The following is a 12,099-nucleotide window of genomic DNA, read 5'->3' as shown; positions in this document are numbered from 1 at the left end:
ACCCATCGATGACCCGCGCACGGCCGAGGCGAAGGCGGAGGTATGCCGGGGCACACTCGCGAGACCCGTCCATGGCCCGCGCAGGCGGCGGCACCAGCGGAGGTTCGCCCGATGCCGGTCCCGGGACCGCGGGCACAGCGAAAGGTCCTGCACCGAGGGTCTCGTTCGGAGCCGGCCGGTGAGCTCGGCCCAGCGGGTGCGTTGGACAACACGCCATTGCCGCAATTACCCCCCGGGGGTATATTCGACGGCAGGACTTCCCGAACGGGAACGAGCACGAAGGAGATGTCATGGCCACGACCAGCACCTACACCGTCACCGGTATGACCTGCGGACACTGCGTCCAGTCGGTACAGACCGAGATCAGCAAGATCGACGGTGTCACCGGCGTCGACGTGGACCTCGCATCCGGCCGGGTCGTCGTCGAGGGCAACGCACCCATCTCCGATGCCGATATCGCCGCGGCGGTGGACGAAGCGGGTTACGAGATCGCCGGGTAATCAGGGGACAGGGTCGATCCGAACGGATCAGGATTGCGCGGCGAGACGGACGAACGCCGCGGTGTCCAGGGTCTCCCCGCGGGCAGTCGGTGCGATCCCGGCGGCGAGCAGCCGCCGCTCGGCTTCCGCGGGGCCACCCGCCCAGCCCGCCAGCGCGGCCCGCAGTGTTTTGCGGCGCTGCGCGAACGCCAGATCAACCACCTCGAACACCCGGCGCCGGTGCGCCTCGTCGACCGGCCAGGGCGATTCGGCGAACCGATCGATGCGCACGAGACCCGATTCGACCTGCGGCACCGGCCAGAACACCTGCCGGCCTACCGCACCCGCTTTGCGCACGGTTCCGTAGAACCCCGCCTTCACGCTGGGCACTCCGTACACCCGGCCACCCGGCTTCGCGGCGAGCCGGTCGGCCACCTCGGCCTGCACCATCACCAGCGTGGTGGTGATACTCGGGAACTCGGCGAGCAGATGCAGCAGCACCGGCACGGCCACGTTGTAGGGGAGATTCGCGACCAACGCGGTCGGCGCCGCCGCCAGCTCCGCCGACCCGATCCGCAGTGCGTCACCCGGGATCACGGTCAGCCGATCGGCCAGCGTGGCCGCCCGCTCCCGCACCGTCGCGGGCAGTTGCCCGGCCAGCACCGGGTCGATCTCCACCGCGAGGACGGTATCCACCACATCCAGTAGCGCCAGGGTCAGGGAACCGAGTCCGGGTCCGACCTCCAGCACGGTATCCGCCCGTCCGACACCGGCCGCGGTCACGATGCGCCGGACGGTGTTGCCGTCGTGTACGAAGTTCTGGCCGAGCTGTTTGGTCGGGCGCACACCCAACCGTTCTGCCAGTTCGCGCACCTGCGCGGGGCCCAGCAGTTCGGCCTGACCACGCACCATCATCTCGGCATCGGACACCGGGAGAACCTACCAACCCGGGCCGGGCCGCCCGCGCGGGCGGGAAGCTCAGGCCGCGTCGAGCGCCGGCGCGTGCGAAAGGTCCGCCGGGGCGGAGTGCGCCCGTTCGCCACCGGAGTCGTGCGTGGCGATGGCCGCACCGGCGCCGGCGATCAAGGCCAGCAGCACAGCGGCGATGACCAGGTACAGCATGAGCGAGCGGGAGGAGTTGATCCTCGCAAAGGGTGACACGGTCACGAGACGATAACGAAGCGGATGGCCGCCGACAACCGGCACGAACCGACCCGCCGATTCTTCACACCACCGGTGAGCGGTCGCGCCCCAGGTAGACGAAATCCCGGCGGGTCGAATTGTGATTCAGATCACTCAAGATCAACGCGGCTCAACTACGGCCGAATCGATAGATACGGCGCGCGTTCGCAGTGCTGATCTCGGCCAGTTCACCCGGGTCCTGACCACGGGCCTCGGCCACCGCGCGCACGGTGTACGGCAGGCAGTACGGCTCATTGGGCGCGCCCCGGTACGGATGCGGAGTCAGATACGGCGCGTCGGTCTCGAACAGCAACTGCTCGTCCGGCACCACCCGCACCGCCTCCCGCAGTTCGTGCGCGTTCTTGAAACTCGCCGTCCCCGAGAAACTCAGGACATACCCCTCGGCCACACACGACACCGCCATATTCGCGTCCGAGGAGAAACAGTGGAAGATCACCGTCTCCGGAGCGCCCTCGTCGAGCAGCACGGTCAGCAGATCGTGATCGGCTTCCCGGTTGTGGATCATCAGCGGTTTGCCGATGCGCTTCGCCAGGTCGATATGCCAGCGGAAACCCTCGATCTGGGTCGCCACATCCGCGCATCCCTCCAGCTTGCCCGGCCAGTAATAGTCCAACCCGGTCTCACCCACCGCCACCACCCGGGGGTCGGCGGCCAGCTTCTCCAGCTCGGTCCGCGCCGCATCGTCGAGCGCGTTCGCCCGGGTCGGATGCAGCGCGACGGCGGCATACACCCGGTCGTCCCAGTTCGCGGCACGGACCGCCCAGCGGGCGGCGTCCAGATCGTCGGCGACGGTCACCACCCGCCCCACGCCCACTCCGGCCGCCCGATCGACCATCTCGGCCACCGACGCGGCATCGGTGGCACCGCAGGCATCCAGATGGGTATGCGCGTCGACCAGCGGCGTCAGCGGCTCCGGCAGCGGCGGGGCGGGACGCTTCGCGCTCATCGGTCCGCGACCCGGCGCCGAAGCGGGCGAACACTCAGGACGGTGCCCGCCGCGCGGGCGGGGCGGAATTCACGCACACGATCGAGAAGAGGCACGGGCACCACACTAGAGACCGCGTCCGGCCGCACGGCGGGCAGCGCGCACCGCCATTCCGCCGCGCGCGGGCGGTACCCGCCGGATTCGATCCCGGCCCGCGGCGCCCGGCAAGTACGCTCTGATGGCATGAACACGCAGTCGAGTCGGCTTCACTGCGGTCCGCATGATGAAATCGACACACCATGAGCGCAGTCGATCGTCCCGCCTTCTACCTCACCACGGCCATCGCGTACCCCAATGGTGCGCCGCATATCGGGCACGCCTACGAGTACATCTCCTCGGACGCACTCGCCCGGTTCAAGCGGCTCGACGGGTACGACGTGTTCTTCATGACCGGAACCGACGAGCACGGTCAGAAGATGCAGCAGACCGCCGCCGCCGAGAACACCCCGGTGGAGGAGCTGGCCGCCCGTAACTCCGATGTGTTCGAGGCGATGGACAAGACCCTCGACGTCTCCTACGACCGGTTCATCCGCACCACCGACGCCGACCACCAGCTCGCCAGCGCCACCATCTGGCAGCGGATGCTGGACAACGGCGATATCTACCTCGACAACTATTCGGGCTGGTACTCGGTGCGCGACGAGGCGTTCTACACCGAGGAGGAGACCACGCTGCTCGACGACGGCAGCCGTATCTCCACCGAGACGAAAACCCCGGTCACCTGGACCGAGGAATCCAACTTCTTCTTCCGGCTCTCGGCCTATCAGGACAAACTGCTCGCGCTCTACGACGAGCACCCCGAGTTCATCGCCCCGGCCACCCGGCGCAACGAGATCGTCAGTTACGTGAAGGCCGGTCTCAAGGACCTGTCGATCTCCCGGACCACCTTCGACTGGGGTGTGCCCGTCCCCGACCACCCCGACCATGTGATGTACGTGTGGGTGGACGCGCTCACCAACTACCTCACCGGTGTCGGATTCCCCGATACCGAGTCGGCCGCGTTCCGGAAGTACTGGCCCGCCGACGTGCACATCATCGGTAAAGACATCACCCGCTTCCACACCGTGTACTGGCCGGCGTTCCTGATGTCGGCGGGGATCGAACTGCCGCGCCGGGTCTTCGTGCACGGCTTCCTCTACAACAAGGGCGAGAAGATGTCGAAGTCGGTCGGCAATGTGGTCGACCCGCTGGACCTCGTCGATGCCTACGGCCTGGACGCGGTGCGCTTCTTCCTGCTGCGCGAGATCTCCTACGGCCAGGACGGCAGCTACAGCCACGAGGCGATCGTCTCCCGGATCAATGCCGACCTCGCCAACGAATTCGGCAACCTGGTGCAGCGCAGCCTGACCATGGTCGCCAAGAACTGCGACGCGGCCGTCCCCACCCCGGGCGAGTTCACCGCCGAGGATCGGGCGTTGCTCGACCGCGCGAACGGACTACTGGAACGCTGCCGGGCCGAATTCGACGTCCAGCAGATGCATTTGGCGCTCGAACAGATCTGGCTGACCCTCGGCGAGACCAACCGGTACTTCAGCGCTCAGGCGCCGTGGGCGCTGCGCAAATCCGGTACCGAGGCAGACCTCGCCCGGATGGCGACGGTCCTCTACGTCACCCTCGAGGTGGTCCGGATCGTGGCGATCCTGGTCCAGCCGGTCCTGCCCGGCTCGGCCGCACGGATCCTGGACCTGCTCGCCCAGCAGGACCGCGATTTCGCCGCGCTCGCCACCCCGCTGGTACCCGGTGTCGCGCTCCCGGCGCCCGAACCGGTGTTCCCGCGCTATGTGGAGCCGAAAACCGAGGACTGACCATTCCGGCGCCGGCTCAGTCCACCGCGGCGCGGCGGGCAGCCAGTACGGCATCGTAGAGTTCCCGCCGGGAGACCCCGGCGACCTCGGCGATCTCCGCACTCGCGTCCTTGAGACGCAGCCCCGCCGCGGCGCGTTCCTCCACCTGCGCCACCAGATCCTCCGGATCGACCACGGTGGCCGTGGCGCCCGCGAGCACCACGGTGATCTCGCCGCGCGCCCCGTCCACCGCCCATTCGGCGAGTTCGGCCAGCGTGCCGCGCACGACCTCCTCATAGGTCTTGGTGAGTTCCCGGCACACCGCGGCCCGGCGGTCGCCACCCAGCACCTCGACCGCGTCGGCCAGGCAATCCGCCAGCCGGTGCGGCGCCTCGAAGAAGACACACGCCCGTTTCTCCCCCACCAGCGTGCCCAGCCACTCCTTGCGCCGGCCCGGCTTCCGGGGTGCGAAACCGTCGAAACAGAACCGGTCCACCGGCAGCGCCGAGAGCGCCAGCGCCGTCGTCACCGCCGAGGGGCCCGGCAGACAGGTCACCGGTAGGCCGCGTTCGGCACAGGCCGCCACCAGCCGGTAGCCGGGGTCGCTCACCGACGGCATCCCGGCATCGGTCACCAGCAGAACGCTCCGGCCGTCCGCGATCTCGGTCAGCAGCGCCGGTACCCGCGCCTCCTCGACATGATCGTAGAAACTGACCACCCGGCCCCGGATCTCCACTCCGAGCGCGTCCGCCAGCGACCGGGTCCGCCGGGTGTCCTCCGCCGCCACGATATCGGCGCTACCGAGCGCCTCCCGCAGGCGCAGCGACGCATCCCCGATCGCCCCCAGCGGTGTCGCCGCCAAGATCAGCCCACCCGTGGTCACCACGCTCCTATCTTTTGGCGCCGCCTTCGGCGTCGCGGGGTCGAGGCCCCCTTGGTCTCGCTGTTCAGGCCTCGAGACTCGAGCTTCGCTCATGCGATGTGCGGTGGGCCGTCCATAGAGGGCGACCTTTGAGCACCTTCGACCAAGGGGCGAGACGGGCCTCGACCTCTGAGGTGTCTCGCAAGCCTCGACGCAGATAGGTTACGTCGCCATTCGATGTCCGGATCGGCAGGTGGGGCGGAGGGGGGCTCCCCCTGACCCGTGACACCGAAGGTCAGGGCGTGAGCCTGCTCGTAAAGGTGGGGATGCAGGCTTGCTCGTAAAGGTCTGTGTTTATTGACGGCGCCTCCGGCGCCGCGGGGTTGAGGCGTCTCGCAACACTCGGCACATACGGGTTGCGTCAGCATTCGACAGCCGGATCCGATGCCGACTCGTTCGAAACGGATGCCAACTCGACCACCCCGCCGACCTGGCATCCGATCGTCTTCACGAACAGCAGCGCCCTCTCGGTGCCGAGTCTTACGAGGCCATGAAAGGGTCGAGGCCCGTCCCGCCGTTCAGCGCCCGAAGTGCATGCGCGAAGCGCGAGTCTCGGGCGCTGAACGGCGGGGCCTTCGGGGGCCTCGACCCCGCGACGCCGAAGGCGGCGCCAATGAGCACAGCACATAAGCTCACAACCGTGACTCAGCTGACCGAACCGCGCCGCCCCGCGGCCTGGCGGCCGCAGCGCGCCTGGTCGAGCCCGGCCCCACTGCGGCCGACACCGGATTTCGGTCCCACCGATACCGCGCGCGGCTGGGTGGTCAGCCTGTTCCTGACGGTGATCGCGGCCATCACCCGCTTCACCATGCTCAACTATCCGACCGACGCGGGGACGCCGGTCTTCGACGAGAAGCATTACGCCCCGCAGGGCTGGCAGTTCCTCACCGGCGGTATCGAGGACAATCCCGGCTACGGGCTGGTGGTGCATCCGCCGGTCGGCAAACAGATGATCGCGATCGGCGAGGCGCTGTTCGGCTACAACGGCTGGGGGTGGCGGTTCTCCGCCGCGCTGGCCGGTACCGTGCTGGTCCTGCTGGTCATCCGGATAGTGCGGCGAATGACACGCTCCACGATGCTGGGTGCCTTGGCCGGAATCCTGCTGATCGCGGACGGGACCACCTTCGTCTCGTCCCGGATCGGGATGCTCGACATCTTCATCACCGTATTCGCCACCGCCGCATTCGGATGCCTGATCGTCGACCGGGACCAGGTGCGGGCCCGGCTGGCCCGCGCCGACGCCGAGGGACGGATCGGCGAGACGCCGTGGGGCCCGCGCCTGGGTGTGCGGTGGTGGCGGTTCGGCGCGGGAGTCCTGCTGGGTCTGGCCTGCGGCACCAAATGGTCCGGGTTGTATTTCATCGCCGCGTTCGGGTTGCTGAGCATCCTGTTCGACCTGTTCGCGCGCCGCACCTACGGTGTCGGCAAACCGCTGTACGGCACCGCCGTCCGCGATCTCGGCCCCGCGCTGTACTCGCTGGTGCTGATCCCGCTGGGTATGTACCTGGCGAGCTATGCCGCCTGGTTCCGGAGCGAGACCGCCGTCTACCGCTATATGGCGGGTAATCCGTCGGCGCCCGAGGACGGGATCGGCACCGGTGGATTCTGGTCGCATCTGGTGCCCGACGCCATGCGTTCGCTGTGGTACTTCCACTCCCGCACTCTCGGGTTCCATTCCGAGCTCACCAATTCCGCCGGCAACCATCACCCGTGGGAATCCAAACCGTGGACCTGGCCGATGGGGTTGCGGCCGATGCTGTACTACTACGCCGACGACGGGGTCACCGGCTGCGGGCAGACCGAATGCGTGAAAGCCGTCATGCTGGTCGGTACGCCCGCCCTGTGGTGGGTGTCGCTTCCCGTACTCGCGTGGGGTATCTGGCGCTGGATCGTGCGCCGGGACTGGCGGTACGCGGCCGTGCTCACCGCCTACGGCGCCGCCCTGCTGCCCTGGTTCCTGACCCTCGACCGCCAGATGTACTACTTCTACGCGGTCACCCTGGCCCCGTTCCTGGTGATGGCGGTAGCGCTGGTGCTGGGCGACATACTCGGCACCACCGGGCGCCCGGCCGCGCGGGGATCCGGCGGCGAGTTCCTACCCGCCCGGCCCAGTGAACGCCACAGCCTGAGCCTCCTGGTGATCTGCCTTTACCTGGCCCTCGTGATAGCGAACTTCATCTGGCTCTGGCCCATCCTCACCGGCCTCCCCATAACAGCGAACAACTGGCAAGACCACCTGTGGCTACCGAGCTGGAGATGACAGTTCTCAGCTCCCCAGCGCGACCCTCACGTAGTGGATCGCCGCCTCCCCGTCCAACCCCAGCCGCCGGGTGGTCGCCACGTACTCCGAGGCCGCCCGCCCCGCCGCGTCGGCGGTGGGGTCGCCGGAGGAGGCGATGAACGAGCCCAGCCGGCCACGGGTTTCCAGGACTCCGTCCTGTTCCAGTTCACGGTAGGCGCGGGCCACCGTGTTGGGGGCGAGGCCGAGCTGGGCCGCCAGGGCCCGCACCGTGGGGATCTTGGTGCCCGCGGCCAGTTCACCCGCGCGGACCCGGGCGATGACGGCGAGCCGCAATTGTTCGTACGGCGGGACGCCCGAATCGTGGGACACCGTGATCTCGAGCATGGCTCGTTCTTACCGCATCCGGCCGGATTTCATACCGGATCGCGGGCAAGCGGGCAGGACAGGCAGCGCGGCCCGCCGCGACCCGAGCCCAGTTCCGAGCCGGGAATGCGCAGCACTTCGATACCGGCATCCTCCAGCCGCGCATTGGTCATTTCGTTGCGTTCATAGGCGACGACGACGCCGGGGCCCAGTGCGAGGGTGTTGTTCCCGTCATCCCACTGTTCACGTTCGGCGGTGACTCCGTCGAGTCCGGTGTCGATTACGCGGAGTTTGTCGATCCCCATAGCTGCCGCCGCGGCGGGCAGGAAGGGTTCGGGGCCGGTGACGATACAGTCGCCGGAGGTGTCGTCGCGGTTGATCGTGTAGGCGGTGAGGGTTTCGCGAACTCCCGGATACATCACCACGGCGTCGGTATCGACCATGGTGCACACGGTGTCCAGGTGCATGGTGGCGCGGTTCTGCGCGATCGGCACCACCAGCACCGTATGCGCGAGGCGGTCGTCGAACAGGCTGCGTGCCAGAGCTTCCGCACCGGCCGGTGAGGTTCGTTCGCCGACGCCGACCGCGACCACTCCGGGTGCCAGCAGCAGCACATCGCCCCCTTCGATGGGCGCGGTATGCGATTCGTAGGCCCGGCGTACGCCGAGGAAACGCGGATGGAAGGCGTAGATCAGATCGGTGAGGGAGGTTTCCCGGGCACGGGCCGGAAGGGCCAGGGCGGTGATGGCGACCTTGGGGCCGACCCAGAACGAGGAGTCTCGGGTGAACAGCAGGTTCGGCAGCGGATCGATGACGAAATCGCCGCCGTGGTGCATCCGGCGGACGAGTGAGGTGTTGTCGGCGGCGAAGGGTAGTTCGTCGAAGGTCATACCGGCCATAAGGATTCGGGCCAGGTCGGCGGCCGGGACCCCGCGCAGGTGGCCGGCCAGTTCGGCGGCGAGGGCGTGCCCGAGACGGCGGGCGTGTACGGCGGCGGAGATGCCCTGGATACGGGCGGCACCGCTCACCTCGAGCGTTTCGGTGAGCACATCGGCCAGCAGCGCGACCTCGACTCCGCGGTCACGCAGCACCTGGGCGAAGATGTCGTGCTCCTGCTGCGCGCGTTCCACCCAGGGGATTCCGTCGAACAGCAACTGGTCGTTGTTGCGTGGGGTGAGGCGGCGCAACTCGTCACCGGGGCGGTGCAGCAGTACCGCGCGCAACGCACCGACTTCGCTGGTCACCCCGTAGCCGACGGCGGGAGGCCGGTTCTCGTCACGGACGGATGTCGGATCGGGTACGGCATCTGGTCCCATGTCCCGACATTAATGCGCGATCGCGGTGTGGGCACGGCGACGCCCACCCGTTCGCGGGGTAGTTGCCCCGATTCCGCCCCGGCCTCCAGCAACCTGAAGTATTGTTCAGATAAAGGAGGAGTATCGATGCCGACAGCGGATTGGAAGACCAGAGAGCTGACCCCCGGCCAGCTTTCCGAGCGTAGCGGAGTAGCCGTGTCCGCGTTGCATTTCTACGAACGCGAAGGCTTGATCTCCAGCCGCCGGACCAGCGGGAATCAGCGGCGCTACACCCGTGAGACGCTGCGCCGGGTGGCGTTCATCCGGATCTCGCAACGGGTCGGCATCCCACTGAGCGATATCCGGGCCGCCCTGGACCGTTTGCCGGAAGGTCGCACGCCCACCCGCCGCGACTGGGAGACGCTGTCCACCGCCTGGCGCGAGGACTTGGACGAGCGGATAACCCAACTGGTCCGGCTGCGCGACAATCTGACCGGATGCATCGGCTGCGGCTGCCTGTCCCTGGGGAGCTGCAAACTGGTGAACGAGTACGACCGCCTCGGCGCCGAGGGCCCGGGCGCGCGCGTGCTGGATGTGCATCTGAACTGCCCGGAGTCCGGCTGCGACGATGCGCTCAGTGCGGTGCCGGAGAGTCCGGACTCGTTGTGTTCCCCGCTGGCCGATCCCGATTCACCGACTGCTTCAGCGTGCTGAACTGCAGATTGGCCTGCCGCATCAGCAGTTCGTAGGGGAAGACGAACTTCCGCTTCCACCAGTATCCGAACCGGATATCGAACGAGCTGTACACCAGGAACCGGTTGCGTTCGATGCCCTTCAGGATCACCGCGGCGACCTTCTCCGGCGCCACGGCGTGCCGGGTGAACAGCGAGGTGACCCGCTGGACCCGCGGGTGCTCCTTGTCCACGCCGACCAGGTCGAAAGAGCGCACCAGCGGGGTGGCGACCGCACCCGGGGTCACCACGTGCACCGAGATCCCGTGCTCGGCCAGTTCGAAGCGCAACACCTCGGACAGGCCGCGCAGCCCGTATTTGCTGGCGCTGTAGGCGGCGTGCCACGGCAGCGCCAGCAAACCGGCCGCCGACGATACGTTCACCAGCGCGCCGCCCTGACCGGCACGCACCATCGGCGGCACGAACCGCTCGATCACATTGATCGGGCCCAGCAGATTGATATCGATCATCCGCCGCCAGTGCCGGATCTCGAGACTGTCGACCGTGCCCCAGACCGAGGTCCCGGCCACGTTCATCACTACATCGAGGCTGCCGAATCGCTCGTGCACGGCCGCCGCGAATTCGGCCACGGCGTCGTAGTCCGAGATATCGAACGCCTGGGCGATGAGCACGGTGCCGCCGGACCGCTCGATCTCGGCGACGGTATCGGCCAGCCCGGCGGCATCGATATCGGTGAGCACCAACTGCGCCCCGCGAGCGGCCGAGGCCAGCGCGGTCGCCCGGCCGATACCGCTGGCCGCGCCGGTGATCAGCGTTTTCGCGTTCTGCACCGATTTCCTGCGGTCGACCCGCCCCATGCTGCTACTCCCGATCGTCCGACTGCGCTGTCGGCAGCAGCTTACCGACCCGGGCGCGCGCGGGCACGGTGGAAACGGTGCCGGACGGACCGCGGAGCGTCGGCGCCGAGACGGAGGATGTTAGTGATTACCATCCACGATTTTCCTGGAGGTTCAGCAATGCGTCTCGGTATCTTCGGTACCACGGGTGGCACCGGTGGACATCTGATACAGCAGGTTCTCGTCGCCGGGCGTGACGTCCGGGCGATCGTTCGGGACCCGGCCGGCGCGGAGCATCCCGGACTCGACGTGCGCACCGGCGACGCGAAGGACCCGGACGCGATCGGCCCGGCGGTCACCGGTCCAGGCGCGACGGCCCCGGCACGCGGATCGGCCGCCCGCACCGCACCGGCCGAGCCCACCGCCACCGGGCGCTCGATCGGCCCGATGGACTGATGCGACCACGGATCACCCGCAGCAGACTGCTGGTCGCGCTCGCCGTCACACTCGCGGCCGTTGTCGGTACCGTCGGCACAGCCGGCTACCTGACCTTCGTGCGGTCCGCCGCCGACTCTCCGGGACAGGCCTGCGCCGACGGAAAGCCGGGTGACGACCGGCCCGTTGTCGTGGCGGCGGGGGCCAGTACGACCCGCGGCACCCTCGGCGCCGACTGGGTGGGCGCGCTCCGGAAACGCGCGGAGTTCGGTGATCACCGGATCGTCAACGCCGGGGTCAACGGGAACACCAGCGCGGATCTGCGGGACCGGCTCGACACCGACGTCCTGGCCTGCCGGCCGGACGCGGTCATCGTCCTGGTGGGCACCAACGACGTCCGCGACGATATCGCCCTGGACACCTACCGCGACAACCTCACCGCGATCGTGGACCGCATCACCAACGCGGGCACGCCGCGGGTGGCGCTGATGTCACTACCCCCGCTCGGCGACGACCTCGAGGACGAGATCAACCGCCGGCTGACCGGATACAACCGGGTCATCGCCGAAACGGCCACTCGTACCGGCGCCGACTATCTGCCCCTGCACGAACGGATCGCCGGCCTCGTCCGGCGACACGGCGTTCCGAGCGCGCGCTACGACTTCGGCTTCACCCTGGCCTTCACCGCGGCCGCGCAGCACTACCTGTTCGGGCGCAGCTGGGATCAGATCGCGCGCAGCCGCGGCTCGGACCTCTTCGTCGACGGCATCCATCTCAGCGACCGCGGCGGCGCCGAGGTGCTCGACCTCACCGCGAACTGGTTGGCGACCGTGCTGCGCTGAGCCCCGAGGATTCACCGCCCG

General features: G+C 68.4%; 13 protein-coding genes. 6 read left to right on the top strand and 7 right to left on the bottom strand.

Going from position 1 to position 12,099, the window contains the following annotated elements; all coding sequences use genetic code 11:
* Positions 1–290 precede the first annotated feature (290 nt).
* On the top strand, positions 291–500 hold the full coding sequence (locus NGR01S_RS14715; RefSeq protein ID WP_063037037.1) for a heavy-metal-associated domain-containing protein: 210 nt from the start codon (positions 291–293) through the stop codon (positions 498–500).
* Between the two features lie 27 nt (positions 501–527).
* On the opposite strand, the gene rsmA is transcribed toward NGR01S_RS14715, so the two are convergent.
* From rsmA to NGR01S_RS14705, 3 genes are all read right to left on the bottom strand, one after another.
* Positions 528–1,394: a 16S rRNA (adenine(1518)-N(6)/adenine(1519)-N(6))-dimethyltransferase RsmA gene (gene rsmA / locus NGR01S_RS14710; RefSeq protein ID WP_373861424.1), complete on the bottom strand. Its 867-nt coding sequence runs from the start codon at positions 1,392–1,394 to the stop codon at positions 528–530.
* A gap of 63 nt (positions 1,395–1,457) precedes the next feature.
* Positions 1,458–1,640 (bottom strand): hypothetical protein, encoded by a 183-nt coding sequence (locus tag NGR01S_RS30975; protein WP_169811914.1) that lies wholly within the window; start codon positions 1,638–1,640, stop codon positions 1,458–1,460.
* Between the two features lie 151 nt (positions 1,641–1,791).
* The gene (locus NGR01S_RS14705; protein WP_063037033.1) at positions 1,792–2,628 is read right to left on the bottom strand and encodes a TatD family hydrolase; all 837 of its coding nucleotides are present in this window, start codon (positions 2,626–2,628) and stop codon (positions 1,792–1,794) included.
* A 278-nt stretch (positions 2,629–2,906) separates the two neighbouring features.
* Between NGR01S_RS14705 and metG the strand changes: the two genes are divergently transcribed.
* Complete coding sequence (gene metG, locus NGR01S_RS14700; RefSeq protein ID WP_063037031.1) at positions 2,907–4,472, top strand: methionine--tRNA ligase; 1,566 nt, start codon at positions 2,907–2,909, stop codon at positions 4,470–4,472.
* Between the two features lie 16 nt (positions 4,473–4,488).
* Here metG and rsmI read toward each other — a convergent pair whose 3' ends face one another.
* Positions 4,489–5,334, bottom strand: coding sequence for a 16S rRNA (cytidine(1402)-2'-O)-methyltransferase (gene rsmI / locus NGR01S_RS14695; RefSeq protein WP_245664600.1), 846 nt, complete (start codon positions 5,332–5,334; stop codon positions 4,489–4,491).
* A gap of 679 nt (positions 5,335–6,013) precedes the next feature.
* Between rsmI and NGR01S_RS14690 the strand changes: the two genes are divergently transcribed.
* A complete protein-coding gene (locus tag NGR01S_RS14690; protein ID WP_063037027.1) occupies positions 6,014–7,633 on the top strand; it encodes a dolichyl-phosphate-mannose--protein mannosyltransferase in 1,620 nt (539 codons plus the stop codon).
* 6 nt (positions 7,634–7,639) lie between these two features.
* On the opposite strand, the gene NGR01S_RS14685 is transcribed toward NGR01S_RS14690, so the two are convergent.
* Both NGR01S_RS14685 and arcA read right to left on the bottom strand, forming a co-directional pair.
* Positions 7,640–7,999: a GntR family transcriptional regulator gene (locus tag NGR01S_RS14685; RefSeq protein WP_063037025.1), complete on the bottom strand. Its 360-nt coding sequence runs from the start codon at positions 7,997–7,999 to the stop codon at positions 7,640–7,642.
* 29 nt (positions 8,000–8,028) lie between these two features.
* Positions 8,029–9,294 carry an arginine deiminase gene (gene arcA, locus NGR01S_RS14680; RefSeq protein WP_084481022.1) on the bottom strand — a complete coding sequence of 422 codons (1,266 nt, stop codon included), beginning with the start codon at positions 9,292–9,294 and terminating at the stop codon, positions 8,029–8,031.
* Positions 9,295–9,420: 126 nt separating this feature from the next.
* Between arcA and soxR the strand changes: the two genes are divergently transcribed.
* Complete coding sequence (gene soxR, locus NGR01S_RS14675) at positions 9,421–9,987, top strand: redox-sensitive transcriptional activator SoxR (protein WP_084481019.1); 567 nt, start codon at positions 9,421–9,423, stop codon at positions 9,985–9,987.
* On the opposite strand, the gene NGR01S_RS14670 is transcribed toward soxR, so the two are convergent.
* A complete protein-coding gene (locus NGR01S_RS14670; RefSeq protein ID WP_063037023.1) occupies positions 9,908–10,822 on the bottom strand; it encodes an SDR family oxidoreductase in 915 nt (304 codons plus the stop codon). The genes soxR and NGR01S_RS14670 overlap by 80 nt on opposite strands.
* A 159-nt stretch (positions 10,823–10,981) precedes the next feature.
* Here NGR01S_RS14670 and NGR01S_RS14665 point away from each other — a divergent pair, with 159 nt between their 5' ends.
* Positions 10,982–11,257, top strand: a complete 276-nt coding sequence (locus NGR01S_RS14665) for an NAD(P)H-binding protein (protein WP_063037021.1) — start codon at positions 10,982–10,984, stop codon at positions 11,255–11,257.
* Positions 11,257–12,078, top strand: coding sequence for an SGNH/GDSL hydrolase family protein (locus NGR01S_RS14660; RefSeq protein WP_063037019.1), 822 nt, complete (start codon positions 11,257–11,259; stop codon positions 12,076–12,078). Before NGR01S_RS14665 ends, NGR01S_RS14660 begins: the two co-directional genes overlap by 1 nt.
* Positions 12,079–12,099: the final 21 nt, after the last annotated feature.

Origin of the sequence: Nocardia grenadensis NBRC 108939 (genome assembly GCF_001613445.1) — a bacterium.
Classification (GTDB): Bacteria; Actinomycetota; Actinomycetes; order Mycobacteriales; family Mycobacteriaceae; genus Nocardia; species Nocardia grenadensis.
Note: the sequence above shows the minus strand (reverse complement) of the source record. Positions and strands in the feature narration are given on the sequence as shown.

Coding starts and splice junctions, on each gene's coding strand:
- arcA (WP_084481022.1), bottom strand. CDS start 9,294: ATGGGACCAGATGCCGTACCCGATCCGACATCCGTCCGTGACGAGAAC.
- rsmA (WP_373861424.1), bottom strand. CDS start 1,394: ATGATGGTGCGTGGTCAGGCCGAACTGCTGGGCCCCGCGCAGGTGCGC.
- soxR (WP_084481019.1), top strand. CDS start 9,421: ATGCCGACAGCGGATTGGAAGACCAGAGAGCTGACCCCCGGCCAGCTT.
- NGR01S_RS14715 (WP_063037037.1), top strand. CDS start 291: ATGGCCACGACCAGCACCTACACCGTCACCGGTATGACCTGCGGACAC.
- metG (WP_063037031.1), top strand. CDS start 2,907: ATGAGCGCAGTCGATCGTCCCGCCTTCTACCTCACCACGGCCATCGCG.
- NGR01S_RS14670 (WP_063037023.1), bottom strand. CDS start 10,822: ATGGGGCGGGTCGACCGCAGGAAATCGGTGCAGAACGCGAAAACGCTG.
- NGR01S_RS14685 (WP_063037025.1), bottom strand. CDS start 7,999: ATGCTCGAGATCACGGTGTCCCACGATTCGGGCGTCCCGCCGTACGAA.
- NGR01S_RS14665 (WP_063037021.1), top strand. CDS start 10,982: ATGCGTCTCGGTATCTTCGGTACCACGGGTGGCACCGGTGGACATCTG.
- NGR01S_RS14705 (WP_063037033.1), bottom strand. CDS start 2,628: ATGAGCGCGAAGCGTCCCGCCCCGCCGCTGCCGGAGCCGCTGACGCCG.
- NGR01S_RS14660 (WP_063037019.1), top strand. CDS start 11,257: ATGCGACCACGGATCACCCGCAGCAGACTGCTGGTCGCGCTCGCCGTC.